The organism is Citrobacter amalonaticus (assembly GCF_018323885.1).
GTDB lineage: Bacteria > Pseudomonadota > Gammaproteobacteria > Enterobacterales > Enterobacteriaceae > Citrobacter_A > Citrobacter_A amalonaticus.
On the sequence record NZ_AP024585.1, the window covers coordinates 4,474,254 to 4,500,042 of the forward strand.

24 protein-coding genes and 1 pseudogene are annotated in these 25,789 nt (G+C 54.2%); 15 read left to right on the forward strand and 10 right to left on the reverse strand.

Translation table 11 applies throughout. The features are described 5' to 3' along the window. Positions 1-76 precede the first annotated feature (76 nt). Together fieF and cpxP are read right to left on the reverse strand one after the other, a co-directional pair. Positions 77-979 (reverse strand): CDF family cation-efflux transporter FieF, encoded by a 903-nt coding sequence (gene fieF, locus KI228_RS21125; protein WP_042998907.1) that lies wholly within the window; start codon positions 977-979, stop codon positions 77-79. Between the two features lie 148 nt (positions 980-1,127). After that, entirely contained in the window at positions 1,128-1,628 is a 501-nt protein-coding gene (gene cpxP, locus KI228_RS21130; RefSeq protein ID WP_043001792.1) for a cell-envelope stress modulator CpxP, read from the reverse strand. A 150-nt stretch (positions 1,629-1,778) separates the two neighbouring features. Here cpxP and cpxR point away from each other — a divergent pair, with 150 nt between their 5' ends. Then, on the forward strand, positions 1,779-2,477 hold the full coding sequence (gene cpxR, locus KI228_RS21135; RefSeq protein WP_001033731.1) for an envelope stress response regulator transcription factor CpxR: 699 nt from the start codon (positions 1,779-1,781) through the stop codon (positions 2,475-2,477). Further along, entirely contained in the window at positions 2,474-3,847 is a 1,374-nt protein-coding gene (gene cpxA, locus KI228_RS21140; RefSeq protein ID WP_044257455.1) for an envelope stress sensor histidine kinase CpxA, read from the forward strand. The genes cpxR and cpxA overlap by 4 nt, the downstream gene beginning before the upstream one ends. A gap of 115 nt (positions 3,848-3,962) precedes the next feature. Here the strand turns inward: cpxA and yiiM are convergent, their stop codons facing one another. Beyond that, the gene (gene yiiM, locus KI228_RS21145) at positions 3,963-4,637 is read right to left on the reverse strand and encodes a 6-hydroxyaminopurine reductase (RefSeq protein WP_042998904.1); all 675 of its coding nucleotides are present in this window, start codon (positions 4,635-4,637) and stop codon (positions 3,963-3,965) included. A 152-nt stretch (positions 4,638-4,789) separates the two neighbouring features. Here yiiM and KI228_RS21150 point away from each other — a divergent pair, with 152 nt between their 5' ends. Beyond that, positions 4,790-5,680, forward strand: a complete 891-nt coding sequence (locus KI228_RS21150; protein ID WP_061069462.1) for a dihydrodipicolinate synthase family protein — start codon at positions 4,790-4,792, stop codon at positions 5,678-5,680. An 85-nt stretch (positions 5,681-5,765) separates the two neighbouring features. Here KI228_RS21150 and kdgT read toward each other — a convergent pair whose 3' ends face one another. Further along, the gene (kdgT, locus tag KI228_RS21155) at positions 5,766-6,749 is read right to left on the reverse strand and encodes a 2-keto-3-deoxygluconate transporter (protein ID WP_042998902.1); all 984 of its coding nucleotides are present in this window, start codon (positions 6,747-6,749) and stop codon (positions 5,766-5,768) included. Positions 6,750-6,942: 193 nt separating this feature from the next. Beyond that, complete coding sequence (gene sodA, locus KI228_RS21160; protein ID WP_044257452.1) at positions 6,943-7,563, reverse strand: superoxide dismutase [Mn]; 621 nt, start codon at positions 7,561-7,563, stop codon at positions 6,943-6,945. Positions 7,564-7,849: 286 nt separating this feature from the next. On the opposite strand from sodA, the gene rhaT reads away from it, so the two are divergent. Beyond that, entirely contained in the window at positions 7,850-8,884 is a 1,035-nt protein-coding gene (rhaT, locus tag KI228_RS21165) for an L-rhamnose/proton symporter RhaT (protein WP_061069461.1), read from the forward strand. Here the strand turns inward: rhaT and rhaR are convergent. Together rhaR and rhaS (KI228_RS21175) are read right to left on the reverse strand one after the other, a co-directional pair. Next, positions 8,881-9,729, reverse strand: a complete 849-nt coding sequence (gene rhaR / locus KI228_RS21170) for an HTH-type transcriptional activator RhaR (protein ID WP_042998899.1) — start codon at positions 9,727-9,729, stop codon at positions 8,881-8,883. The genes rhaT and rhaR overlap by 4 nt on opposite strands. Positions 9,730-9,869: 140 nt before the next feature. After that, positions 9,870-10,706, reverse strand: coding sequence for an HTH-type transcriptional activator RhaS (rhaS, locus tag KI228_RS21175; protein ID WP_042998898.1), 837 nt, complete (start codon positions 10,704-10,706; stop codon positions 9,870-9,872). Positions 10,707-11,006: 300 nt separating this feature from the next. Between rhaS (KI228_RS21175) and rhaB the strand changes: the two genes are divergently transcribed. The 9 genes from rhaB (at position 11,007) to rhaM (ending at position 20,906) form a co-directional block, all read left to right on the forward strand. Beyond that, on the forward strand, positions 11,007-12,476 hold the full coding sequence (gene rhaB / locus KI228_RS21180) for a rhamnulokinase (RefSeq protein ID WP_212807527.1): 1,470 nt from the start codon (positions 11,007-11,009) through the stop codon (positions 12,474-12,476). After that, positions 12,473-13,732, forward strand: coding sequence for an L-rhamnose isomerase (gene rhaA / locus KI228_RS21185; RefSeq protein ID WP_042998896.1), 1,260 nt, complete (start codon positions 12,473-12,475; stop codon positions 13,730-13,732). Before rhaB ends, rhaA begins: the two co-directional genes overlap by 4 nt. Positions 13,733-13,842: 110 nt before the next feature. Beyond that, positions 13,843-14,670 carry a rhamnulose-1-phosphate aldolase gene (gene rhaD / locus KI228_RS21190; protein WP_042998895.1) on the forward strand — a complete coding sequence of 276 codons (828 nt, stop codon included), beginning with the start codon at positions 13,843-13,845 and terminating at the stop codon, positions 14,668-14,670. A 99-nt stretch (positions 14,671-14,769) separates the two neighbouring features. Continuing rightward, positions 14,770-15,756: a rhamnose ABC transporter substrate-binding protein gene (gene rhaS / locus KI228_RS21195; RefSeq protein WP_042998894.1), complete on the forward strand. Its 987-nt coding sequence runs from the start codon at positions 14,770-14,772 to the stop codon at positions 15,754-15,756. A 119-nt stretch (positions 15,757-15,875) separates the two neighbouring features. After that, positions 15,876-17,381: a sugar ABC transporter ATP-binding protein gene (locus tag KI228_RS21200; protein WP_061069458.1), complete on the forward strand. Its 1,506-nt coding sequence runs from the start codon at positions 15,876-15,878 to the stop codon at positions 17,379-17,381. Continuing rightward, positions 17,381-18,385: an ABC transporter permease gene (locus KI228_RS21205; RefSeq protein ID WP_061069457.1), complete on the forward strand. Its 1,005-nt coding sequence runs from the start codon at positions 17,381-17,383 to the stop codon at positions 18,383-18,385. The genes KI228_RS21200 and KI228_RS21205 overlap by 1 nt, the downstream gene beginning before the upstream one ends. Then, positions 18,382-19,386, forward strand: coding sequence for an ABC transporter permease (locus KI228_RS21210; protein ID WP_042998891.1), 1,005 nt, complete (start codon positions 18,382-18,384; stop codon positions 19,384-19,386). The genes KI228_RS21205 and KI228_RS21210 overlap by 4 nt, the downstream gene beginning before the upstream one ends. 60 nt (positions 19,387-19,446) lie before the next feature. Further along, complete coding sequence (gene fucO, locus KI228_RS21215; protein WP_042998890.1) at positions 19,447-20,595, forward strand: lactaldehyde reductase; 1,149 nt, start codon at positions 19,447-19,449, stop codon at positions 20,593-20,595. Beyond that, the gene (rhaM, locus tag KI228_RS21220; RefSeq protein ID WP_042998889.1) at positions 20,592-20,906 is read left to right on the forward strand and encodes an L-rhamnose mutarotase; all 315 of its coding nucleotides are present in this window, start codon (positions 20,592-20,594) and stop codon (positions 20,904-20,906) included. The genes fucO and rhaM overlap by 4 nt, the downstream gene beginning before the upstream one ends. A gap of 54 nt (positions 20,907-20,960) precedes the next feature. Here rhaM and KI228_RS21225 read toward each other — a convergent pair. From KI228_RS21225 to KI228_RS21235, 3 genes and pseudogenes are all read right to left on the reverse strand, one after another. Further along, positions 20,961-22,324 (reverse strand): IS3 family transposase gene (locus tag KI228_RS21225; RefSeq protein WP_099433379.1). Its coding sequence is split into 2 segments (ribosomal slippage): positions 20,961-21,856 and positions 21,856-22,324, totalling 1,365 coding nucleotides; the frame shifts between segments, so codons are not numbered across the junction. 75 nt (positions 22,325-22,399) lie between these two features. Continuing rightward, a complete protein-coding gene (locus KI228_RS21230) occupies positions 22,400-23,791 on the reverse strand; it encodes a carbohydrate porin (RefSeq protein WP_054177408.1) in 1,392 nt (463 codons plus the stop codon). 339 nt (positions 23,792-24,130) lie between these two features. Beyond that, positions 24,131-24,676 (reverse strand): annotated as a pseudogene (locus KI228_RS21235) (helix-turn-helix domain-containing protein); the annotation flags it as partial. A 98-nt stretch (positions 24,677-24,774) separates the two neighbouring features. Between KI228_RS21235 and KI228_RS21240 the strand changes: the two are divergent. Both KI228_RS21240 and KI228_RS21245 read left to right on the forward strand, forming a co-directional pair. Further along, positions 24,775-25,434, forward strand: a complete 660-nt coding sequence (locus tag KI228_RS21240; protein ID WP_042998885.1) for an AzlC family ABC transporter permease — start codon at positions 24,775-24,777, stop codon at positions 25,432-25,434. After that, positions 25,434-25,757, forward strand: a complete 324-nt coding sequence (locus tag KI228_RS21245; protein WP_061069456.1) for an AzlD domain-containing protein — start codon at positions 25,434-25,436, stop codon at positions 25,755-25,757. The genes KI228_RS21240 and KI228_RS21245 overlap by 1 nt, the downstream gene beginning before the upstream one ends. Positions 25,758-25,789: the final 32 nt, after the last annotated feature.

Sequence of the window (25,789 nt, forward strand, 5' to 3'; positions counted from 1 at the left end):
TGAATTGATTCAGGTCAGGCCAAATGGCGGTAATTTATACACAAAATGCGGGCCTGGCTCTCTTTTTTACGCTCACTTACGAAAGCTCAAACCTTTTGCCTTCCCTGGGAACGACGGAACACGGGTCCTGATGGATAATGACATCGGAGCCCGGAAAACGCCGTAAAATCGCCTGCTCTACCTGTTCAGCCACAACATGCGCCTGAACGAGCGGCAGATTATCTTCCATTTCCAAATGAATCTGAATAAAGCGGGTCGGCCCTGACTGCCGCGTACGGAGATCGTGAGCACCACTGACGCCCGGCCATGATGTCACGATGTCAAAAATTTCCTGACGTTCTTCATCGGGTAATGCGCGATCCAGTAACGACTGCACGGCATCATAACCCATGCGTAACGCGCTATATAAAATATAGATGCCAATCCCCAAAGCAAACAACGCGTCTGCACGATGCCAGCCGTACCAGGCCAGACCGAGCGCCACGAGAATCGCACCGTTCATCATAACATCAGACTGATAATGAAGCATATCCGCCCGTACTGCCTGGCTTTGCGTCCGCTTCACCACCCAGCGCTGAAACGAGACCAGCACCACAGTACATATCAGGGCGATAATGGTAACCACAACCCCCACGCCGGGTTCGTTCATCGGCGTCGGTGTAATCAGATGCTGGATACCCGTTAAAAATAAAAACAACGCCGAACCGGAAATAAACATGCTTTGCGCCAGCGCAGCCAGTGATTCCGCTTTGCCATGACCAAAGGTATGTTCATCATCCGCGGGCTGCAGCGAATAGCGCACCACTAACAGGTTAGTGAGCGACGCGGCAATATCCACCAGCGAGTCGACCAGGGCCGCCAGAATACTCACCGACCCGGTGTACCACCACGCAAAAATTTTGATCAAAAGTAACAGCGATGCCATCACTGTCGCGGCAATGGCCGCCCGACTGACTAACCGCCCATAGGATTGATTCATAAACACTCCTGCCATTTCATGCCGGTAGTATAACGGATGGTGTAAGACAATCAGTGATTATGACGATGACAATTTACAGGCAAAAAAAACCCCCACGTCATGTGTGGGAAGACAGGGATGGTGTCTATGGCAAGGAAAACAGGGTTTACTACTGGGAACGTGAGTTGCTACTACTCAATAACTTCAACGAAGAACTTTTTTGCCAGTGCGTCACGTCACGCAACTGCTCCATTCTTTGTTGGTGCTTCTCGTTTAAAACCGCTTGCTGCTCGGGGGTAAGCAGGCGATACATCTGGTTGCGAACGCGGGCCATTTCGACCTGTCTGGCAACCTGTGCCTGCGCCATTTTTTCTGCCTGAGCGCGTACAGCGGTTTCATCAAAATTTTCTGCAGTAATAAGACGATGCATCGTCTCCATTTCGCTAACATTAACAGGCGGCTGCTCATGGCGGGCCTGTTGCATCAGATCTCTCATCTGTTGACGTTGATGTTCGGTTAAACTTATGCCGTCAAACATATGGCTCTGTACAGTGCGCGGCGCAGAGGATTCTCCCGGGTGCCAGTTATCGCCTGTAACGACTTCAGCTGCATGGCTAACCGTACTGAGTGCCAGCGTTGAGGCCATGACGGCAGCGGTAACTTTGCGCATCATTTGCTCCCAAAATCTTTTCTGTCGCGATTCAACGAGAGACAGTTTACGATTCGGGCTGCAAACATGCGTCAGGGGGTGTAAAACAACGTAAAGTCATGGATTAGCGACGCCTGATGACGTAATTTCTGCCTCGGAGGTACTTAAACAATGAATAAAATCCTGTTAGTTGATGATGACCGAGAGCTGACTTCCCTGTTAAAGGAGCTGCTCGAAATGGAAGGCTTCAATGTGCTGGTTGCCCATGACGGGGAGCAGGCGCTTGAGCTTCTGGACGACAGCATTGATTTACTTTTGCTTGATGTGATGATGCCGAAGAAAAACGGTATCGATACGTTGAAAGCGCTTCGCCAGACACACCAGACGCCCGTAATTATGCTGACCGCCCGCGGCAGCGAACTGGATCGTGTACTCGGCCTTGAGCTGGGTGCAGATGACTATTTGCCGAAACCGTTTAACGATCGTGAACTGGTCGCCCGTATCCGCGCGATCCTGCGTCGTTCGCACTGGAGCGAGCAGCAGCAGAGCAGCGATAACGGCTCGCCGACGCTGGAAGTGGATGCCCTTAGCCTTAACCCGGGCCGCCAGGAAGCCAGCTTTGATGGTCAGACGCTGGAGTTAACTGGTACCGAATTCACCCTGCTCTATCTGCTGGCGCAGCATCTCGGCCAGGTGGTATCGCGTGAACATTTGAGCCAGGAAGTGCTGGGTAAACGCCTGACGCCTTTCGACCGTGCCATCGACATGCATATCTCCAACCTGCGGCGCAAACTGCCGGAGCGGAAAGACGGGCATCCGTGGTTTAAAACTCTGCGTGGTCGCGGCTATCTGATGGTTTCCGCTTCATGATAGGGAGCTTAACCGCGCGCATCTTTGCCATCTTCTGGTTGACGCTGGCACTGGTGTTGATGTTGGTACTGATGTTACCCAAGCTCGACTCACGCCAGATGACCGAGCTACTGGACAGCGAACAGCGCCAGGGGTTAATGATTGAGCAACACGTAGAAGCTGAACTCGCGAACGATCCACCCAATGATTTGATGTGGTGGCGTCGCCTGTTCCGTGCGATTGACAAGTGGGCGCCGCCAGGACAGCGGTTATTGCTAGTGACTACAGAAGGACGCGTGATCGGCGCTGAACGCAGCGAAATGCAGATCATTCGTAACTTTATTGGTCAGGCGGATAACGCCGATCATCCGCAGAAGAAAAAGTACGGTCGCGTTGAAATGGTGGGGCCCTTCTCCGTCAGAGACGGGGAAGATAACTACCAGCTTTACCTGATTCGACCAGCCAGCAGTTCCCAATCCGATTTTATCAACCTGTTGTTTGACCGCCCGCTGTTGTTGCTGATTGTCACGATGTTAGTCAGTTCCCCGCTGTTGTTATGGCTGGCGTGGAGCCTGGCAAAACCGGCGCGTAAGTTGAAAAACGCGGCGGATGAGGTGGCTCAGGGTAACCTGCGTCAGCATCCGGAACTGGAAGCTGGTCCGCAGGAATTTCTTGCCGCAGGCGCCAGTTTTAACCAGATGGTGACCGCGCTGGAGCGGATGATGACCACGCAACAGCGTCTGTTGTCTGATATCTCACACGAACTGAGAACCCCGCTCACCCGTTTGCAACTGGGGACCGCGCTGTTGCGTCGTCGCAGCGGCGAAAGTAAGGAGCTGGAGCGTATTGAGACGGAAGCGCAGCGTCTGGACAGCATGATCAACGATCTGCTGGTCATGTCGCGCAATCAGCAGAAAAATGCGCTGGTCAGCGAAACGATGAAAGCCAATCATCTGTGGGGTGAGGTGCTGGATAATGCCGCCTTTGAAGCCGAACAGATGGGCAAATCGCTTACGGTGAATTTCCCGCCGGGACCGTGGCCGCTGTACGGAAACCCGAACGCGTTGGAAAGTGCGCTGGAAAACATCGTCCGTAATGCCCTGCGCTATTCACACTCGAAGATTGAAGTCGGCTTCGCAGTGGATAAAGACGGAATCACGATCACAGTGGATGATGATGGTCCTGGCGTCAGCCCGGAAGACCGTGAGCAGATTTTCCGCCCGTTCTATCGCACCGATGAAGCACGCGATCGCGAATCCGGCGGCACCGGTCTGGGTCTGGCAATTGTAGAAACCGCCATTCAGCAGCATCGCGGCTGGGTGAAAGCCGAAGACAGCCCGCTGGGCGGTTTACGGCTGGTGATTTGGTTGCCGTTGTATAAACGTTCGTAACGGTATTGTGCCGATAGTGGCGTAAACGCCTTATCCGGCCGACAAATCTCCACGAACGGTAGGTCGGATAAGCGTAGCGCCATCAGGCATTTTTTCCGTTGCCGGATAGCAGCGCTTATTTGCCCCACAAACGCCGTGATTGATCTTCGATTTTGCCGCTTAAACGACGCTTTTGCATCGTTCGCGTCCAGCTCTTCGACAGCCCCGCCGCTGACAGTAAACGATGGTACTGTTCATCATCAAAAGGCATATGCCAGGCTATGGCGATCGCCTCCTGTACGCTGACGTCGCTAACGCGGGAAACCAGCTCCAGTGGCGCATCGGCTGACACCATGCCTGGCGCAATCACACTACACAGCCAGCCCGTTTTGCCGCAGTTCTGCATCAGGCTCGCCATATCGCTAATACCAAAGTGGAAATTAAGCTTAAAGCACGGTGAGCGCGGCTGTGTGACCTGAATCAGCGCTTCGCCCCAACGGAAAATATCGCCAATATAGACATTGTGTTCCGTCAGGCCATCGGTAGAGAGGTTCTCACCAAACGCCGGGGCCACGAATTGATCCGCCTGATCGGGGAACTCTCGCGCCCAGTACAGATAATGTTCGCGCGGATAATGGCACAGCGCACGATCGGGCCCGCCGTGGATTTTCGTTTCTGCCTGTTCATCACCTTCCAGACCCAGTTCCGTCAGCATCAGTTCGCCATCGACCTGAATTTTGCCAATTGCACTGGGGCGGCTTCCCGCGTAGTCCTGAATCTTGCCGCTGAACACGTCTACTGGATATCGCATCTGGCCCTCTCCCTGATCAATTTGCCTTATTTAACCACAATTATTTTACCTCAACCGCGCAAAATGAGAGCAAGGTTCACACGACGCGCAAATATCCATGCTATCAATGGAAGTGATTTTGAAACGGCATTTCATAATAAGGAGTCAACAACGTGACAGGTCAAACGCAGTTTGCTGGCGTCTGGTGCCCCTCCATTACGCCAATGGATCAGGATGGTAATATCGATCTCAACGGTCTGAGCCAACACCTTCAACGCCTCACTGACGCAAAAATCGACGTGATTTTGCTGATGGGCAGTATCGGAGAGTTCGCTTCCTTCACCCTTGACGAACGCCTGCTGTTGATTCGCGAGGCGCGCGCCATGAGCCCATTGAAGATGGTGGCTAACGTCTCCTCCACCTGCATCCACGATGTCTTGCGGATGGCGAAGGAAGCGTATCGCACAGGCTACGATGCAGTGATGGTTCTGCCACCCTATTACTACGGTCAAACGCCGAAGCAACTGCTGAGCTACTTCCGCCAGTTGGGGCAAAAGCTCAGCGGGAAATGGTTTGCCTACAACTTCCCGCCGCGCACCGGCAGCGACTTAACGCCGGATCTGGTTGCCCAGCTTGCCAGCGAGTTCCCGAACTTTGCCGGGATCAAAGATACTGTTGACTGTCAGTCGCATACCCGCCGAATGATCGAGGCAACGCAGGCCGTGCGTAACGACTTTGCCGTCCTTTCAGGCTATGACGAGTACTTCATTCCCAATCTGCTGGCTGGCGGCGCGGGGATTATCTCTGGGCTGAACAATGTGATGCCGGAGCTGTTTGTCAGCGCGCGTGAGGCGTTCAAGGCCGGTGACCTGGCGGCCCTTCGCGACATTCAGCAGAAAATTGGCGTATACATGTCGATTTATGCCATCGGCGAAGATTTCGTCACCACCATCAAGACGGTGGTATCGCGCAAGTTTGGCTATTGCACAGGGGTTTCACGCAATGCGGGCGGCGAGTTGAACGAACACGATTGCCGGACGATTGATGAGGTGTTTGGTCGTTAATAGACAAGGCCCGGTGAGATTCACCAGGCCTTTTTATGACGCAAAAACAAGCCGGATAAGCGTAGCGCCATCCGGCATTATTGTATTATTTCACTGCATTCTGGATGTCGACTGCCGCCACTTTTGCTTTGACCTTCTTCGACCAGATGGAGGTGATAATCGGCACCAGGATTGATGTCACAATCACCGAGGTGGCGACCAGCGAAGTTGCAGCCGGTGCCATCGGTTTAAACGCGGGCACCATTTCTGCGATCAGTACCGGTGTCGCCACTGCAGCTCCTGCTGAGCTGGACGCCGCAATCCCTGCTGTACCGTCGCCGCCGCCAATCAGTTTATCGGCAATAATCAGCGGAATACCGGTGACGATAATCACCGCCACACCCAACAGAATACCCAACAGACCGGTCTGTGCTATCACGCTCAGATCGATGGTGTTACCCAGCGCAAAGGCGAAGAAAGGGATCAGCGTCTGGACGGCTTTACTGAAGAATTCACGCAGTTCCGGGTCAAGGTTACCCAGCGTAAAGCCCACCAGGAAAGGCAGCACTGCGCCGACAAACACATGCGGTTCAAACGACGCAATCCCGGCCGTACCGAGGATGATCATCGTCATCAGCGGTCCGGACTCTAGCGACATCAGAACAAATGCCCCGGCCTCTTCTTTGGTGCCGTACTGTTGCATAATGGACGCGTACAGCCCGCCGTTGGTCATGTCCATTGCCGCAACCAGCGCCAGTGTCGACAGCCCGGCAAAGAATCCTGCCTCCACGCCATGTTCAGGAATAATCCGCGAGGCAATCGCCGCCACTACCCACGCCACGGCAATTTTAGTCACCACCAGCGTCCCGGACTTACGCAGGACGGTACCCGTCGCGCTTAGCTTGATGGAGGCCCCCATGCAGAAGAACCACACGGCCAGAATAGGCACCGTGCCAGTGATCATCCCGTTGGTGAATGAGCCAAAATATTTCCCCGCGTCAGGAGAGAACGTGTGACACAACGCGCCCAGGAACAGAGGGACGAGCATCATGCCACCAGGGATTTTTTCTATCGTGCGTTTAATCTGCATTTCCATCACCTTCCGATGTAAAGATGTGTCAACGATAGACATTCAGCACAATAATAAAAGTGATCCCAACCACACAATAAAACAATGTTTCAATTTTTGTGGATCACTGTTTTTCATTCGATTTTGATCACAAAAAAACCCCACCGGCCACGCCGACGGGGTCATATAAACGCGATGTCTTGTTAAATAAGACTTATTTTTTTGCAGCGAAACGCGCAGCCGCTTCGTCCCAGTTCACCACGTTCCAGAACTCTTTGATGTAGTCCGGACGACGGTTCTGGAATTTCAGGTAGTAAGCGTGTTCCCACACGTCCAGGCCCACAATCGGGAAGCCAGACGCACCAGAAATCGCTTCACCCATCAGCGGGGAATCCTGGTTTGCGGTTGAAACGACCGCCAGCTTGTCGCCTTTCAGCACCAGCCAGGCCCAGCCGGAACCGAAACGGGTGGCGGCAGCTTTTTCGAATTCTGCTTTGAAGTTATCAACAGAGCCGAAATCACGTTCGATAGCCGCTTTCAGATCGCCCTGCAGGGTAGTGCCCTTTTTCAGGCCTTTCCAGAACAGGCTGTGGTTAGCGTGACCGCCCGCATTATTACGCAGAACGGTTTTCTTGTCGGCCGGTACCTGATCCAGTTTAGCGATCAGCTCTTCAGCAGACAGGTTAGCGAATTCAGGCAGACTTTCCAGCGCCGCGTTGGCGTTGTTTACATAGGTCTGGTGGTGTTTGGTATGGTGGATTTCCATCGTCTGCTTATCGAAGTGCGGTTCCAGCGCATCATAAGCGTACGGCAGGGATGGCAGTGTATAACTCATAATCATCTCCATTATTGTCGAGCGGCCGGGTGTTAACGCCGCGTAAGCAGTTGGTTCATTATAGTTAATTAAATGATATTGAAAATGATTATCAATGCCGTACTTTTACTAAGGTTATTACATTAACGTCTATTGCTGATTATGTGAGCCGTATCACCCACTTAACCGGGTCTTTGCCAGAAAGGGAAAATCACGGCAATCGGCAAAAGGTTATACATCTGCGCAATTTTTAAACTCATGACGTCGGAAGGCTAGAAACGACGATAAAAACAATGAGGATGATGTGATGAGTAACGCGATTACGATGGGTATTTTTTGGCATTTGATAGGTGCGGCCAGTGCAGCCTGTTTCTATGCCCCGTTCAAACAAGTGAAACAGTGGTCATGGGAAACCATGTGGTCGGTCGGTGGGATTGTCTCGTGGCTGATCCTCCCGTGGACCATCAGCGCCATGCTGCTGCCTGACTTCTGGGCCTACTACAGTTCATTCAGCCTTTCCACTCTACTGCCGGTGTTTCTGTTCGGCGCCATGTGGGGCATCGGCAATATCAACTACGGTCTGACCATGCGCTACCTTGGCATGTCGATGGGGATTGGCATTGCCATCGGCATTACGCTGATTGTCGGTACGCTGATGACCCCTATCATCAACGGCAATTTTGATGTGTTGATTAACACCGAAGGCGGGCGTATGACGCTGCTCGGGGTGCTGGTTGCGCTGATTGGCGTCGGGATCGTCACCCGCGCGGGTCAGCTCAAAGAGCGTAAAATGGGCATCAAAGCCGAAGAATTCAACCTGAAAAAAGGGCTGTTGCTGGCGGTAATGTGCGGCATTTTCTCCGCAGGCATGTCGTTTGCGATGAACGCGGCGAAGCCGATGCATGAAGCCGCCGCGGCACTGGGTGTAGACCCGCTGTATGTCGCACTGCCAAGCTATGTAGTGATCATGGGCGGCGGCGCGTTGGTCAATCTGGGTTTCTGTTTTATTCGTCTGGCAAAAGTGAAGAGCCTGTCGGTAAAAGCCGACTTCTCGCTGGCAAAATCGCTTATCATCACCAACGTGCTGCTGTCCGCACTGGGTGGCCTGATGTGGTATTTGCAGTTCTTTTTCTACGCCTGGGGCCACGCGCGCATTCCGGCGCAATATGACTACATCAGTTGGATGCTGCACATGAGTTTCTACGTGCTGTGCGGCGGTATTGTCGGTCTGGTACTGAAAGAGTGGAACAACGCCGGGCGTCGTCCTGTCAGCGTCCTGAGTCTGGGATGTGTGGTGATCATCATCGCCGCCAACATTGTCGGTCTGGGTATGGCAAGCTAATCCGTTGAATTACTGAGATGACGCCACTGACTGGGCGTCATCCCGGTTTCCCGCGTAAACACCACAGAAAAGTAATTACTGTCTTCAAAGCCACACTTCATCGAAATCTCACCGATCATCAGACGGCTGTGCTGAAGTAAATATTGCGCATGACAGACGCGAACCTGGCGCTGATACTGGTTAATCGTCATTCCGGTCTGGCTACGAAACTGCTGGCGCAGCACGCGTTCACTGCACGCTTCCCGATCGCAGAAGACATCCAGCGCAAACGGACGCTCCAGACTGGCGGCCAGCGCGGTAATCAGTTTATCCAGCAGCGTTTCGCTGGAGGTCGCTGGCAGCGTGTCGGTCGCATAGCGATGACGCTTCAACGTCATCACCAGTTGGCCAAAGAGCAGCTCCGCCATGTCGTTGGCGATCGGATCGTGCTGGTTACTTTCATGCTCAAGCTGGCTTATCACCTGGCGCGCCTGCGTCATACCCACACTGCCCAGTCGCCAGTGCGGCTGTCGCGGTGTGCCGTTAAAACCCGGGATCGCGCTCTCCCAGCCCAGATTCAGCTTTAGCCGCTCCGGGCAATAGATGATGTTCTGTAACACAAGATCGTTAACGGAGGTGTAAGAGTGCTTGTCTTCGGCGCGAATATAAAACAGATCGCCACGGGTGATGCGATAGGGACGGTCATTGAGCACATGCAGACCATTGCCGCGCCAGACGATCACCAGCTCACAAAAATCATGCGTATGTTCGGCAAACACATCCTGCGGATAGCGATCGGCGACAGCGACGGCCTGTCCGGCATTCGCAAAGAAGTCATCTTTTAGAAGAATCAGTTGATTCGCCACCTGAATATTCCTTGCCGGATGATGGCTTCGCCTTATCCGACCCGCAAATTACGTCAACACCCAGGCCGGATAAGATTTCCGGCATCACAGATCGATGATTATTAACATTCTGGCGGCGAAAAACGTTGATAGCATTCGCGTTACTGAAGTAACGCATCCCGTCCCTGGCGAATGTCGCGCGGCGACCAGTCAAATTCACGGCGAAACAGGGTCGAAAAGTGGTTACTGTCGCCAAAACCACAGCGATAGGCGATTTCTGTGACGCTTTCATCGCTATGACGCAACAGATGGCGGGCTTTGATTAAGCGCAGACGGTTAAGATAGCGCTGCGGCGTCAGCCCGGTCTGTTGTTTCAACTGGCGGTGCAGCGTGCGCAGGGAAAGCGAGAAGCGATCGGCCAACGCCTCCCAGCAGACCTCCTCCGCAAAATGATCTTCCAGCCAGGCCATCAACTGGTTCAGGCGCGCATCGTTATTGTCCGCCCCTTCCATCAGGCTACTTTTGCGCAACAGCACCAGCAGTTGCATAAACAGAATTTCACGATTGGCGACGCCGGGGAGATCGCTCTCATCGCCGTCCTGTTCCATTTTTGCCACCAGTTGGCGCACCTGTTGTAGCGCGCTCTGATTCACCCGCCAGTGAGAGGGATACACGCCATCCTGTTCCTGCGGCAGTAACTGATCTAACCCTGCCAGAAAGCGGAACGCATCGGGCGAACGGTAGAGCACATTGGTCAGGCAAAGATTGTCCGTATGCTCATACAAGTGCCGGTCATGGTCGCGGACAAAGCAAACCGTACCGCCGCTGATGGTATAGGGCTGTCCATTGAATACATGAATACCGGTGCCATGTTCCACAATCACAATCTCATGAAAATCATGATGATGCTCTGGAAAAGCGGACTGAGGTAAGCGGGGCTCAATGGCCACAGGCGCTTTACCTGATGGAAAAAAATCCACGCAGTGCAGTACGGTCATGATGGCATCCAGGTCAAATGAACATGTCAGAAATAGTAATTAAGGGTTAGCCACCTCACCTTAAATTTTTGACATAAAACCGTGCAAACAAGGTCAATTTTTCAAGAAAAGACGGGAAAGATCCGGAAATGCGGACGGCGTCACATCAGGTGAAATCGCGCCTATTACCGGAAACTGTGAACGTTATCACGTTCACCTTTGCTTTCTTGCCAACGGCCAATTTTGCCTGTCAGTAACAAGAAGGTGAGCCATAACGAGGTTTTTTAGACTGGGCTTAATGAAACTCAGAAGGACCTCACTATGACTTTTCGCCATTGTGTCGCTGTCGATCTTGGCGCCTCCAGCGGACGCGTAATGCTGGCGCGCTATGACAGTGAACATCGCACCCTGACGCTGCGTGAAATCCATCGCTTCGCGAACTGCCTGCAAAAGCAGGACGGTTTCGACACCTGGGATCTCGACAGTCTCGAAGACGCCATTCGCCTGGGGCTGGAAAAAGTCTGCGATGAAGGCATCCGCATTGACAGTATCGGTATTGATACCTGGGGCGTGGACTATGTCCTGATCGATAAACAAGGCCAACGCGTCGGGCTACCGGTTTCTTATCGTGACAGCCGCACCACAGGCGTAATGCAACGCGCACAGGAACAGCTCGGTAAAACCACTATTTATCAACGCAGCGGGATCCAGTTTCTGCCGTTCAACACGCTCTACCAGCTGCGTGCACTGGTTGAACAGCAGCCGGAGTGGGTTTCGCAGGTCGCACATGCCTTGCTGATCCCCGACTACTTCAGCTTCCGTCTGACCGGGGAGTTGAACTGGGAATACACCAACGCTACCACCACGCAACTGGTAAACATCAACAGCGATGACTGGGATGAGACGCTGCTGGCATGGACGGGGGCAGACAACGGCTGGTTCGGTCACCCGACGCATCCGGGCAACGTGATTGGTTACTGGATTTGCCCGCAGAAGAATCAGATCCCCGTGGTGGCCGTCGCCAGTCACGACACCGCCAGCGCGGTGATCGCCTCGCCGCTGGCTGATAAACACAGTGCGTATCTCTCCTCCGGCACCTGGTCGTTAATGGGCTTTGAAAGCCGAACGCCTTACACCAACGACGCCGCGCTGGCGGCGAACATCACCAATGAAGGCGGCGCGGAGGGGCGTTATCGGGTACTGAAAAATATCATGGGTCTGTGGCTGCTGCAGCGCGTGCTGAAAGAGCGCAAGGTGGACGACCTGTCCGCACTGATTGCCGCCACGCACGCATTGCCCGCCTGCCGTTTTCTGATCAACCCGAATGACGATCGCTTTATCAACCCCGCCAACATGAGCGCTGAAATTCAGGCCGCCTGTCGCGAGTCCGGACTGCCGGTGCCTGATAGCGATGCAGAACTGGCGCGCTGTATTTTCGACAGTCTGGCGCTGCTGTACGTCGATGTGTTGCAAGAACTGGCGACGCTGCGCGGCGAGACCTTCAGCCAGTTGCACATTGTCGGCGGTGGCTGCCAGAACGCCCTGCTGAACCAACTGTGCGCCGATGCCTGCGGTATTCGCGTCATGGCTGGGCCTGTTGAAGCCTCTACGCTCGGCAACATCGGTATCCAGTTGATGACGCTGGATGAACTCAACAACGTCGATGACTTCCGCCAGGTGGTCACCGCTAATTACAACCTGACGACGTTTACCCCCAATCCTGACAGTGAGATTGCCCGCTATATGACGCAATTTCATTCAAAACGACAGACAAAGGAGCTTTGCGCATGACCACTCAACTGGAACAAGCCTGGGAACTGGCGAAACAACGCTTCGCCGCAGTAGGTATTGATGTCGAGGAGGCGCTGCGCCAGCTCGATCGTCTGCCGGTCTCAATGCACTGCTGGCAGGGCGATGATGTAGCCGGTTTCGAAAACCCGGAAGGATCGCTCACCGGCGGTATTCAGGCCACCGGTAACTACCCGGGTAAAGCGCGTAATGCCCATGAGCTACGCGCCGATCTGGAGCAGGCGCTCAGCCTGATCCCTGGGCCTAAACGCCTGAACCTGCATGCCATCTATCTGGAATCCGATACCCCGGTCGCCCGTGACAAAATCAAACCGGAACACTTTAAAAACTGGGTAGAGTGGGCAAAAGCGCATCAACTTGGTCTGGATTTCAACCCGTCCTGCTTCTCGCATCCGCTGAGCGCTGACGGCTTCACGCTGGCGCATGCCGACGACACAATCCGCCAATTCTGGATCGACCACTGCAAGGCCAGCCGCCGCGTATCCGCCTACTTTGGCGAGCAACTGGGCACGCCGTCGGTGATGAATATCTGGATCCCGGACGGCATGAAAGATGTCACCGTAGACCGCCTGGCCCCTCGTCAGCGTCTGATGGACGCGCTGGACGAAGTCATCAGTGAAAAACTGAACCCGGCGCACCATATCGACGCCGTTGAAAGCAAACTCTTTGGCATCGGCGCAGAAAGCTACACCGTCGGCTCCAACGAGTTCTACATGGGATATGCCACCAGCCGCCAGACCGCGCTGTGCCTTGATGCGGGCCACTTCCATCCGACAGAAGTGATCTCCGACAAAATCTCCGCCGCCATGCTGTATGTGCCGCGTCTGCTGCTGCACGTGAGCCGCCCGGTGCGTTGGGACAGCGACCACGTGGTACTGCTGGATGATGAAACCCAGGCGATTGCCAGCGAGATCGTACGCCACAACCTGTTCGACCGCGTCCACATCGGTCTCGACTTCTTCGACGCCTCCATCAACCGCATCGCGGCATGGGTCATCGGTACCCGCAATATGAAAAAAGCGCTGCTGCGCGCCCTGCTGGAACCCACCGAACATCTGCGCCAACTGGAAGCCAGTGGCGATTACACCGCACGCCTGGCATTGCTGGAAGAGCAAAAATCGCTGCCGTGGCAGGCGGTATGGGAAATGTATTGCCAGCGTCATGACACGCCCGCTGGCAGCCAGTGGCTCGAGAGCGTTCGCGCCTATGAGAAAGAGATTTTGAGCAAACGCGGTTAACACATTATTGCCGGATGGCGCTGCGCTTATCCGGCCTACTGACACATTCAACATCGCAGGCCCGATAGGCGCATTGCCATCGGGCATTGACTAAAACAGGTAGACCTTTTATGCAAAATATTCTCGACGCCTGGTTTGTCCAGGGGATGATTAAAGCCACCTCCGACGCCTGGCTGAAAGGCTGGGACGAGCGCAATGGCGGCAACCTGACGCTGCGTCTCGATGACGCGGATATTGCCCCTTTCAGCGCCGATTTCCATCCTGCACCACGCTACATTGCCCTGAGCCAGCCAATGCCGCTGTTGGCGAACACGCCGTTTATCGTGACCGGCTCTGGTAAATTCTTCCGCAACGTACAACTCGATCCCGCCGCCAATTTGGGCATCGTGAAAGTGGACAGCGACGGAGCGGGCTACCACATTCTATGGGGGCTGACGAACGAGGCGGTGCCCACCTCTGAGTTGCCGGCACACTTCCTGTCGCACTGCGAACGTATCCAGACCACGCAAGGTAAAGATCGCGTGATCATGCACTGCCACGCCACCAACCTGATCGCCCTGACCTACGTGCTGGAAAACAGCACCGCGCTTTTTACCCGCAAACTGTGGGAAGGCAGTACCGAGTGTCTGGTGGTCTTCCCGGATGGCGTGGGCATTCTGCCATGGATGGTGCCGGGCACCGATGAAATCGGCCAGGCCACCGCGCAGGAAATGCAGAAACATTCGCTGGTGTTGTGGCCGTTCCACGGCGTATTCGGCAGCGGCCCGACGCTGGATGAAACGTTTGGACTGATCGATACCGCCGAGAAGTCCGCCGAAGTGTTAGTCAAAGTGCTGTCGATGGGCGGTATGAAGCAAACCATCAGCCGCGAAGAACTGATCGCGCTGGGTAAACGCTTTGGCGTCACCCCGCTCGCCAGTGCATTAGAACTGTATTGATAACAACATCGCGCCCCGCTCACTGAGACGGGGCGAACTCTGTCACCTGCAAATCCAAACCATTCCCCATGGGAATCAACATGATGTGGAGTAAAAGCAATGAATATAAAGACAAGCTTGATCCTCACCGTTGCCGCTCTGGCGTTGTCCGGTTCCGCTTTAGCTGAAGTAAAAATCGCCCTGGTGGCGAAATCGTTAGGTAATGGATTTTTCGAAGCGGCAAACGTCGGCGCTCAGGAAGCCGCCAAAGAGATCGGAGATGTCAAAGTGATCTACACCGGTCCCACCACGACTACCGCTGAAGCGCAGATCGAAGTATTGAATGGGCTGATCGCCCAGGGCGTTGATGCGATCGCCATCTCTGCCAACGATCCCGATGCCGTTGTACCCGTCCTGAAGAAAGCGATGCAGCGTGGTATCAAAGTCGTGTCATGGGATTCCGGCGTCGCGCCTGCGGGGCGGCAGATCCACCTTAACCCGTCAAATAATGCCCTGATCGGCGAAACCAACGTCAAACTCGCCGCCGATGCGCTGAAGGCGTTGAACGTGGAGAAAGGCGATGTGGCGATCCTGAGCGCCACGCCAACGTCGACCAACCAGAATATCTGGATTGCGGAGATGAAAAAGGTGCTTCCGCAGTATCCGTCTATCAACCTGGTGACCGTGGCTTATGGCGACGATCTCTCAGACAAGAGCTACCGCGAAGCAGTAGGGCTGCTCAAATCTTACCCGGATCTGAAAGTGATCGTCTCCCCGTCTTCCGTCGGCATTGTCGCCGCGGCGCAGGCAGTGAAGGATCAGGGCAAAATTGGCAAAGTGTATGTGACGGGTCTCGGCTTGCCATCCGAAATGGCAGGCGCGGTGAAGTCAGGCGCGTCGAAAAGTTTTGCGATCTGGAACCCTATCGATCTGGGCTATGCGGCGACGTACCTGGCGGACGATCTGGTTAAAGGCACCGCCAGCAAAACCGAAGCCAATATGGGGAAACTGGGTAAAGTGCAACTGGATGCCGACGGCAATGGGGCGATGGCTAAGCCATTCGTCTACGATGCCAGCAACATTGATAAGTTCTCAAAAATCTTCTGATCCCTGGATCACGCCGCCGGATGACGTTGTGCTTATCCGGCCTGCGGGTACCGATACGTTTTGTAGGCCGGATAAGCGTTAGCGCCATCCGGCAACACTACATGAAGAGGAGAACTGACATGTCCACCCCTTTATTGCAACTTCATGGGATCAGCAAGATATTCCCCGGCGTGCGCGCCCTTGAGAACGTGCAGCTCGATCTCTGGCCAGGCAAAGTGACCGCACTGGTGGGCGAAAACGGCGCGGGGAAATCCACGCTGGTCAAAGTCATGACCGGCATCTATCAGCCTGATGAGGGGGAAATCCTCTACAAGGCTATTCCTGTTCAGCTCCCGACGCCGGAAGCGGCGCATAAAGTCGGCATCACCGCGATTCATCAGGAAACGGTGCTGTTCGATGAGCTGTCGGTGACTGAGAATATTTTTGTCGGCCAATACCTGTATAAAGGCTTTTTCAAAAAGCTCGACTGGCCAGAAATGCACCGTCGGGCGCAAGCGATCCTCACCCGCCTTGAGGTGCAGATCGATCCGCGCGCCACGCTGAAAACCCTGAGCATCGCCCAGCGCCATATGGTGGCCATTGCCCGTGCGCTTTCCTTTGAGGCCCAGGTAGTGATTCTCGATGAACCGACCGCCGCACTGTCGCAACACGAAATTCTGGAGTTCTATCAAATCGTTGAGCGCCTGAAGCAGGAAGGCAAAGCGATTCTGTTTATCTCCCATAAGTTCGATGAAATCTTTGAGCTGGCGGATCACTACACCATTCTACGCGACGGCGTATTCGTCAGTTCCGGCGACATCCATGAGATTAGCGAAGAGCGGATGGTCGCCATGATGGTAGGACGCGCGATTACCCAGACTTTCCCGAAAGTGGCCTGCGAGAAAGGCGAGACGGTACTGGAGGTGAAAGATCTCTGCCATCCCACTGAATTTGCCCACATTGATTTCACTCTGAGAAAAGGGGAGATCCTCGGTTTCTACGGGCTGGTGGGGGCAGGACGGACCGAATTGATGCAGGCGCTGTCCGGCGTATCCCGGCCTTCTCACGGTGAAATCCGTCTCAACGGACGGCCCATTCATTTTCATCAGCCTGCCGATGCGATTCGCGCTGGTATTGTCTGCGTGCCGGAAGAACGACAAAAACAGGGGGCAATCATTGAAATGAGTATCGCCGAGAACATCAGCCTGCCGCAGTTGAGTAAGCTGAATCCGCGTGGCGTGCTCAATGCGGCGCGAGAGTGGCAACTGGCGGACAGCTATGCTAAACGCCTGCAGGTCAAAGCGTTTAGCTGGCGTCAGGCGGTCGAAACGCTTTCCGGCGGCAATCAGCAAAAGGTGGTGATCGGTAAATGGCTCGCCACCCATCCTGAAGTGATTATTCTCGACGAACCGACCAAAGGCATCGATATCGGCTCAAAAGCGGCGGTGCACCAGTTTATGTCCGAACTGGTGGCGCAAGGGCTGGCGGTGATTATGGTCTCCTCTGAACTCCCGGAAGTGATGGGCATGGCAGACAGAATTATCGTCATGCACGAAGGGCTGATGGTCGCGCAATACCGCGCCGGTGAAGCCACAGCGGAGGCCATTGTCAGCGCCGCCAGCGGCATCAATAAGGAGGCAGCATAATGATTCAGCGCCTGCTCAAACACCGCGAAGCCCTGCTGGCAGCGGTTATTCTCCTGATGATCGCCGCCATCGGCAGTCGCGTCCCGTCGTTTGTCTCTCCTGGCAATCTGGCCGAAATCTTCAATGACACCTCGATTCTGATCATCCTCGCGTTCGGGCAAATGATGGTACTACTGACCAAAGGTATCGATCTGTCGATGGCCGCCAATCTGGCGCTCACCGGGATGATCGTCGCCCTGCTCAACTTCCAGCATCCTGAGATCCCCGTCTGGGCGTTGATATTACTGGCAACCGCCTGCGGTCTGGTGATGGGAATGATCAACGGTCTGCTGGTCTGGAAATTAGGTATCCCGGCGATAGTGGTCACGCTCGGTACCATGAGCATTTATCGCGGCATTATCTTTTTGCTGTCGAACGGCGGCTGGATTAACTCGCATCAGATGAGCGACAGCTTCCTCGTCCTTCCTCGTTTTGCTCTGCTTGGCCTGCCGGTACTGAGCTGGTGCGCCATCGCCGCCGTTATCGTAGTCAGCTACTTCCTGCGCTACAGCCGCACAGGGCGAGCGCTGTACACCGCAGGCGGGAATGCCACTGCGGCGTATTACACCGGGATCAATGCCGGGAAAATGCAGTTCATCAGCTTCTGCCTGTCGGGTGCCCTCGCCGGTTTCTGCGGCTACCTGTGGATTTCCCGATTCGCTGTTGCCTATGTCGATGTAGCTAACGGTTTTGAGTTACAGGTTGTGGCAGCCTGTGTGATTGGGGGTATCAGTACGATGGGAGGAATCGGTCGCGTTCTCGGTTGCCTGTGTGGCGCATTGTTCCTTGGCGTGATCAATAACGCATTGCCCGTCATTGGCATCTCACCCTTCTGGCAGATGGCTATTTCCGGCGCGGTGATCGTGATTGCCGTTCTGCTCAACGAACGCAGCAATAAACACAAAGGCCGGTTAATTCTGCGCAACGCAGCGCTGGCACGGCAAAAACAGGCGGTGAACTCATGAATAAAGTGATGACGTCTGAAGCGATCGAACGCGCCCCCGATACGCGCGCGGTCTGGCAACGCCTGTTGTGCTGGGAGGGTTTTCTGTTCGCCGTCACCCTGGCGGTATTTATCGTCAACGCGCTGGCCTCGCCGTACTTCCTTAATATCTGGAATCTCTCCGACGCAACGTTCAACTTCACCGAAAAAGCGATCATCGTGCTGCCCATGGCGATGCTGATTATCGCCCGGGAAATTGATCTCTCGGTGGCGTCAACTCTGGCGCTCAGTTCGACGGCCATGGGGTTCTGCGCGGCAGCGGGAATGGATACGCCCCTGCTGGTCTGCGTCGGGCTGGGAACCGGACTCTTGTGCGGGCTGCTGAACGGCATCCTGGTGACGCGGTTTAATCTCTCATCCATCGTGATCACCATCGGCACCATGAGTTTGTATCGAGGCATAACCTACATTTTACTCGGCGATCAGGCGCTGAATGCTTACCCGGAAAGCTTTACGTGGTTTGGTCAGGGCTACGTCTGGGGCGCGCTGTCGTTCGAGTTTGCGCTGTTTATCGTACTGGCGATCGTGTTCACCTTCCTGCTGCACAAAACGAACTTTGGTCGCCGCACCTACGCCATCGGTAATAACCCGGTGGGCGCGTGGTACTCCGGCATTAACGTGAAACGTCACAACCTGATTTTATTCGCTCTGGTCGGACTCATGGCGGGACTGGCCGCCGTGTTGCTCACCTCCAGACTCGGCAGTACGCGTCCCACCATCGCGATGGGCTGGGAGCTGGCCGTGGTAACAATGGCGGTGCTGGGTGGCGTCAATATTCTCGGCGGCTCCGGCAGCATGACTGGCGTCATCATCGCAGCGTTCCTGATGGGGCTGGTGACCTTCGGCCTGAGCCTGCTCAACGTGCCGGGCATCGTGATGTCGATCATTATCGGCGCGATGCTGATCGTGGTGATCTCGCTGCCGATTCTTACCCGCCGAATGATGCAACGACGACGAATCTGAATCCCTCCGGCGACATGGAGTTTTGCCGCCGGAAATATCATCACTTTAAGGAGAAACAACATGAGCTTTATGCTGGCACTTCCGAAAATCAGTCTGCACGGCGCGGGCGCGATTGGCGATATGGTGAACCTCGTAGCGAATAAGCAATGGGGAAAAGCGCTGATCGTCACCGACGGTCAACTGGTTAAGCTGGGCCTGCTCGACAGTCTGTTTGCGGCGCTGGATGAGCACAAAATGTCGTACCACCTGTTCGATGAGGTGTTCCCGAACCCGACCGAAGCGCTGGTGCAAAAAGGCTACGCGGCTTATCAGGACGCGAACTGTGATTACCTCATCGCCTTTGGCGGCGGCAGCCCGATCGATACCGCTAAAGCCGTGAAAATCCTCACCGCGAACCCGGGGCCTTCCACCGCTTACTCCGGCGTGGGGAAAGTGAAAAACCCAGGCGTACCGCTGGTTGCCATTAACACCACTGCCGGAACCGCTGCCGAGATGACCAGCAACGCCGTGATCATCGACTCCGGACGCCAGGTGAAAGAGGTTATCATCGATCCGAACATTATCCCGGATATCGCCGTGGACGATGCCAGCGTGATGCTGGAAATCCCGGCCTCCGTGACGGCAGCAACCGGTATGGACGCGCTGACCCACGCGGTGGAAGCATATGTTTCTGTTGGTGCACACCCGCTGACTGACGCCAATGCGCTGGAAGCGATTCGCCTAATCAACCTGTGGCTGCCAAAAGCAGTCGATGATGGCCACAACCTGGAAGCGCGCGAGCAAATGGCGTTTGGTCAGTATCTGGCGGGGATGGCGTTCAACAGCGCCGGCCTGGGGCTGGTTCACGCCCTGGCGCACCAGCCGGGCGCCACGCATAACCTGCCGCACGGCGTTTGTAACGCCATCCTGCTGCCGATTATCGAAAACTTTAACCGCCCGAACGCAGTGGCGCGTTTTGCCCGCATCGCGCAGGCGATGGGTGTCGATACCCGTGGTATGAGCGATGAAGCAGCAAGTATGGAAGCGATCAACGCCATCCGCGCATTAAGCAAACGTGTCGGTATTCCGGCTGGTTTCAGCCAGCTTGGCGTCACTAAAGAGGATATCGAAGGCTGGCTGGACAAAGCGCTGGCGGATCCTTGTGCGCCGTGTAACCCGCGGACTGCCAGCCGTGACGAAGTACGCGAGCTGTATCTGGAGGCATTATGATCCGCAAAGCGTTCGTGATGCAGGTGAATGCCGACGCACATGAGGAGTACCAGCGTCGGCATAATCCCATCTGGCCGGAGCTGGAAGCTGTGCTGAAAGCGCACGGGGCGCATCATTACGCGATCTATCTCGATGCGCCGCGTAATTTGCTGTTTGCGACCGTAGAGATTGAGTCCGAAGAACGCTGGAACGCCGTTGCCAACACTGACGTTTGTCAGCGCTGGTGGAAGCATATGCGCGACGTCATGCCCGCAAATCCGGATAACAGCCCGGTGAGCGCAGAGCTGAAAAACGTGTTTTATCTGGAGTAATCGATGAGCCCGGTAGACCTCGTGGACTGACCCCATAAATCTGGACAGTTTATATTAAGCGGCCTTCAGAGCCTGGGCCCGGTACTCTACCGGACTCAGGCCTTTTAGTTTCAGGCTTATCCGCTCGTTGTTGTAGTAACGGATATAATCCTCTATCGCCTTCCTCAGTTCGCTGATATTGCTGAACTGACTCAGGTAAAAACACTCCGATTTCAGCGTCCCGAAGAAGTTTTCCATCACGGCATTATCCAGACAGTTTCCTTTTCGGGACATACTTTGCGTCATGCCCTGCGCCTTTAACTTTGCCTGATAGCCTGCCATCCGATATTGCCAGCCCTGATCTGTGTGCAGCAAGGGGGCGTCGTCTGGTCCGAGCTTTAAGAACGCATCCCGCAGCATGGTATTAACCATCTCCATCACCGGCCTTTCCGACAGGCTGTAGGAGATTATTTCCCGGTTAAAAAGATCGAGTACCGGCGACAGGTACAGCTTTTTACCCTGCAGCGAGAACTCTGTAACATCCGTAACCCATTTTTCATTGGCTTTTGATGCACTGAAGTTCCTGCTCAGGATATTGGGGGCTGCCTTGCCTGTTTCCCCCTTCCATGAGCGGTATTTCTTCGCCCTTATCAGAGACCGGAGCGACAGCTCTGTCATCAGCCGCTGCACGGTTTTATGGTTCACCAGCAGACCCTGCTTTCTCAGCGAAAGCGTGATCCTGCGGTAGCCATAACGGCCTTTGTGCCAGGCGTATATCTCACGGATTTTATCTTTCAGCCCGGCATGCCTGTCCACCTGCTTCAGGGCATTCATATTGTAATACCATGTACTGCGGGACATGCCTGCCGCGCGCAGGAGGTCTCGCAGAGCGTGCTTATGCCTCAGTTCACTGATTATCAGGGCTTGCTGCCGTTTTTTTCGCTCTGAACCAAGGCCTTCAACTTTTTTAGATAGGCATTCTCTGCCCGCAGGTAACGGAGTTCAGCCCGGAGTTCTTCGGGGGAGAGTTTTTCCAGTTCTTTATCTGTAGGGGATGGGGGGATTTTTTGTTTTGTCATTTTTCCAGGCCGCCCGCGTTGAATGTTTAGCAGTCCTTCCGCTCCGGCATCGTTGTACACGCAGACCCAGTGTCGGACAAGCGTTTCTGCAGAGAGATTAAACCGGGCAGCTGCTTCACGCATCGTCAGGTGGTCACGGATAACCGCCCGGACGACGACGAGTTTAAATTCAGCTGAATGATGTTTATTTTTCCCTGACAGCCCTTCCATACCGTGGAGTTGCCACGCCCTGACCCAGCGACGGACGGAAGTTCTTTCAACACCAAAACGGTCGGCTGTACGCTCTTCTCCGTCTTTTCCGGACAAATAATGATTAACCACAGCCAGTTTTGTTTCAGGGGAATATTTTGGCTTTGCCATAAAAAACTGCACCTTACTCAGTTGAGTGTCCAACTTTTGGGGTGCAGTCCATCGGCGCTACCGGGCCTTTTTCGTTTAGAAATAATATTTAAAGCGAACGCGACCACCATAACGATTATCAGAATCGTCGCCGTTCACGTTATCGCCTTCGCTATCCAGAATTGAGTAATATGCGCCAAGGTAAATATTGAAGTTTTGCATATTCATCACATTAGCAAACTGATACGACGCGTGAATGGTATGAATGTCATAGGTGCCTTTATTATTAATCCAGCAGCCGTCATCGCACACCACCCCTTCAAAGTCATCAATTTTGTTATGCGCGTAGATATAACCTAATTCAAAACGTTTCCACAGCGCGTTCAGCCCGGCGGTAAAATCGTTTTCATTATTGGCATCAAGATAAGCGGTATTCAGGTTAACCACCATGCCATTCTCCGGATCGCTCTTTAAACCATTCCATGTCATCGTCATACCGTAACCGGTACGGTCCGACTGATCGACAAATTTACCGTTTGCGTTGGTGTAGCCATAGGCGTTATTGACGACGTTCGATTCCATCGCGGCAGCTACCGAGAACGCATCCTGCGACCATGAAATAACCGGACGCAAATAGGCAACGTTTTTCTGTTGATCCATTCTCCGACCGTGGAATTCGTCATCGTTATAGAGTGAAGTGCCTTCTTCCAGCAGAGTGTTTAACTCGAAGTACCAGTTATCCACCTGCTTGCTGACGAGGAAGTTACCGCCAGCATCAGAACGACCGCGGCCTTCTTTCATCATATAGATGTAACCGCTGCCGTCGTCATACAGATTGTTGGCGGTATTCCCCGAATGTTCAACAAAGGTATCCTGATTCAGCGGGAACATATCGTAGGCTTCGAAGCGCCCCACCTTCACTTTCCAGTCATTCTCTTTACCAAAGAAGAAGACGGCATCATCGATATTCACCGTACCGGTCATATCCCCCAGCGGTTGGGCGGAGAATCCGGCATAATAACCCTCACCCAGCTTACGTGTACCATCAAAGCCCAGTAAAATCCGGCCATTAATATTCCACTGTTCGTTAGTCGGGTCATGGTCAACACTGGCATTGGTCATTGCCAGCAAGCCATGATTACTTTCCGCATCCATGTTGAATTCAACATCACCATAGATTTTCAGATCGCCATAACCGGAAAGCAGCAGATTCGGTGTCGCGGCATTCTTTTTCGTCTCCTCAGGAGGGGTTTGGCCGTTAACTGGCGTGTTGCCCTGTGCCGCCTTAATTTCACGGATTTCGGTTGCCTGTTGGGTCTGTAATTGCTGAACCTGATTTTCCGCCTTTGCCGCCCGATATTCTGCGGCCTCCAGTCGCGCTTCCAATTGTTCGAGCCGTTGTTCCAGTGTCATTTTTTGCGTTTTAGCAAAACCATTATTAGCGATTAATAACAGACCTATTGCTAAAGCCAGCGTCGATTTCCTCATTTATTTGCGCTCCTTGAAAATAAATAATGGACAGCGTATTTCTTTGAGAAATACGCAAAATGAATAACAAAATAGTATGTGTTATTTTTATATTTAATAACGGCTACAATTGACGATAATAATCAACTGTTACCGCGCCGCAGGCCAGCAATTACTAACATGCAGCTTTCTTTGTGTAAACGCAGAAAGCTTTCAGTTCGTGAGGAATATAACAAAAGGGCTAAAATAAACGAAATATCATAAAAACAATTAAATATGCATTAAGAGAAAAAATAATTAGAAGTAATCATTCGGGGGAGCCTTTTGCATACCATAACGGTGAAATTCCAGGTTCGCTAAACTCTGCTCAGCCACCAGAATCGCCTGGGTATCCGCTTCCAGCGCCTGGAAGATATGCTCCTGATCGGCGGGATAACAAATATAGTCGCCCTCACCTAACACTTCTGGCGCTTCTGTCAGCCCGACCAGCGCTTTTCCCTTCGTGACAATAATATGCTCGATCGAGCCCGGTGGATGCGGCTGAGAAATGCGGTCGGCTCCTGGCTGGGTCAACAACAGATAGATATCACGCCGTGCGCCAGGCGGGCAGGCAGCCAGTAAAATCGCCTGATAGTGCGCCTGTTCGGCCACTACTTTCGTACCCTCACCGCACCGGATCACCTGCGTTTTTTGCACCTGCGGCTCCAGCAGTCGCGCAAAGGGAATATCCAGCGCCACACAAAGCGACCAGAGGGTTTCCAGGCTAGGATTACCGTTCCCCGCCTCCAGTTGGGAAAGCGTCGACTTGGCGATCCCCGCCCGTCGGGCGATTTCTGCCAGCGACAGACCCGTCCGCTGACGCTCGCGAACCAGACTTTTGGCGATCACGCTGATGGGTTGTGTCATACCCGACTCCATGTTTTTTATATCGAACGAATCGTTCATCTTGTCAAACACTGATGTTGCGTTCATTATAATGGAAATTCGTTCGATATGGCTAAATCATGGCGCACTTCTTCTCCTGTCTGAAGGCAGACACGATAAAAGCAATCTTTCTGGTCTGCCTGGCGGTAGGCGTGGTTGGGATGTCCTACGGTTCACTGGCGATGGCTTATGGCTTCCCGGTGTGGGTGCCGTTTGTACTCTCTATTTGTGTGCTGGCAGGGGCATCCGAATTTATGTTTATCGGCATTGTCGCCAGCGGCGGTAATCCGTTAGCCGCTGCCGCAGCCGGTTTACTGGTTAACGCCCGCCATGTTCCGTTTGGCGTGACGGTACGGGATCTGGTCGGCACCCGCGCGGCGAGTTTTTTCGGCTGCCATATTATGAACGATGAAAGCGTCGTGTTCGGCCTGTCGCAGAAAACCCCAGAGCAGCGCAAAGCCGCCTACTGGCTATGTGGCCTCGGCGTTGCCATTCTGTGGCCGCTGGGGACCCTGCTGGGCACCGTGGTGGGTCAATTGCTGCCAGCCCCGGAAACCATCGGGCTGGACGCCGTGTTCCCGGCTATCCTGCTGGCTCTCGTCGTCCCGGCGTTTAAAAACCGTACCACTCTGATTCGGGGCCTGAGCGGAGCCGCCGTGTCGCTCGCCGCCGTGCCTTTCGCGCCGGTCGGGCTGCCAGTTCTGCTCTCCCTGCTGGGCTTACTGACGAGGAAAAAGTAATGGGTAACATGACGCTGTTTATCGTCGGTATCGCCATTTTATCGGCAGGCACCTATTTAATGCGCCTCGGCGGCGCCAGACTGGGCAGTCGCCTGGCGCTCTCTGAACGCGCTCAGGCACTGTTATCCGATGCCGCCACGGTACTGCTGTTTTCCGTCGCCCTGGCCACCACCTTTTATGAAGGCGTGCATTTTGCTGGCATGGCACGCGTTCTCGGCGTGGCGTTCGCGGTCTTTCTCGCCTGGCGTAAGATGCCATTGATTGTGGTGATCGTCGCCGCCGCCGTGGTGACCGCGCTGCTGCGAATGGTAGGGATACACTAAAAAAGCGCCCGCGGGCGCCCTTGAAGGGGTAA

What these genes read in the sequence shown, in the direction of transcription:
- KI228_RS21230 (WP_054177408.1), bottom strand. Translation starts at nt 23,791, where the DNA reads ATGAGGAAATCGACGCTGGCTTTAGCAATAGGTCTGTTATTAATCGCT.
- fieF (WP_042998907.1), bottom strand. Translation starts at nt 979, where the DNA reads ATGAATCAATCCTATGGGCGGTTAGTCAGTCGGGCGGCCATTGCCGCG.
- KI228_RS21200 (WP_061069458.1), top strand. Translation starts at nt 15,876, where the DNA reads ATGTCCACCCCTTTATTGCAACTTCATGGGATCAGCAAGATATTCCCC.
- rhaA (WP_042998896.1), top strand. Translation starts at nt 12,473, where the DNA reads ATGACCACTCAACTGGAACAAGCCTGGGAACTGGCGAAACAACGCTTC.
- rhaS (WP_042998898.1), bottom strand. Translation starts at nt 10,706, where the DNA reads ATGACCGTACTGCACTGCGTGGATTTTTTTCCATCAGGTAAAGCGCCT.
- KI228_RS21210 (WP_042998891.1), top strand. Translation starts at nt 18,382, where the DNA reads ATGAATAAAGTGATGACGTCTGAAGCGATCGAACGCGCCCCCGATACG.
- cpxP (WP_043001792.1), bottom strand. Translation starts at nt 1,628, where the DNA reads ATGCGCAAAGTTACCGCTGCCGTCATGGCCTCAACGCTGGCACTCAGT.
- rhaD (WP_042998895.1), top strand. Translation starts at nt 13,843, where the DNA reads ATGCAAAATATTCTCGACGCCTGGTTTGTCCAGGGGATGATTAAAGCC.
- KI228_RS21245 (WP_061069456.1), top strand. Translation starts at nt 25,434, where the DNA reads ATGGGTAACATGACGCTGTTTATCGTCGGTATCGCCATTTTATCGGCA.
- rhaS (WP_042998894.1), top strand. Translation starts at nt 14,770, where the DNA reads ATGAATATAAAGACAAGCTTGATCCTCACCGTTGCCGCTCTGGCGTTG.
- rhaT (WP_061069461.1), top strand. Translation starts at nt 7,850, where the DNA reads ATGAGTAACGCGATTACGATGGGTATTTTTTGGCATTTGATAGGTGCG.
- cpxA (WP_044257455.1), top strand. Translation starts at nt 2,474, where the DNA reads ATGATAGGGAGCTTAACCGCGCGCATCTTTGCCATCTTCTGGTTGACG.
- kdgT (WP_042998902.1), bottom strand. Translation starts at nt 6,749, where the DNA reads ATGCAGATTAAACGCACGATAGAAAAAATCCCTGGTGGCATGATGCTC.
- yiiM (WP_042998904.1), bottom strand. Translation starts at nt 4,637, where the DNA reads ATGCGATATCCAGTAGACGTGTTCAGCGGCAAGATTCAGGACTACGCG.
- sodA (WP_044257452.1), bottom strand. Translation starts at nt 7,563, where the DNA reads ATGAGTTATACACTGCCATCCCTGCCGTACGCTTATGATGCGCTGGAA.
- cpxR (WP_001033731.1), top strand. Translation starts at nt 1,779, where the DNA reads ATGAATAAAATCCTGTTAGTTGATGATGACCGAGAGCTGACTTCCCTG.
- rhaM (WP_042998889.1), top strand. Translation starts at nt 20,592, where the DNA reads ATGATCCGCAAAGCGTTCGTGATGCAGGTGAATGCCGACGCACATGAG.
- KI228_RS21240 (WP_042998885.1), top strand. Translation starts at nt 24,775, where the DNA reads ATGGCGCACTTCTTCTCCTGTCTGAAGGCAGACACGATAAAAGCAATC.
- fucO (WP_042998890.1), top strand. Translation starts at nt 19,447, where the DNA reads ATGAGCTTTATGCTGGCACTTCCGAAAATCAGTCTGCACGGCGCGGGC.
- KI228_RS21205 (WP_061069457.1), top strand. Translation starts at nt 17,381, where the DNA reads ATGATTCAGCGCCTGCTCAAACACCGCGAAGCCCTGCTGGCAGCGGTT.
- rhaB (WP_212807527.1), top strand. Translation starts at nt 11,007, where the DNA reads ATGACTTTTCGCCATTGTGTCGCTGTCGATCTTGGCGCCTCCAGCGGA.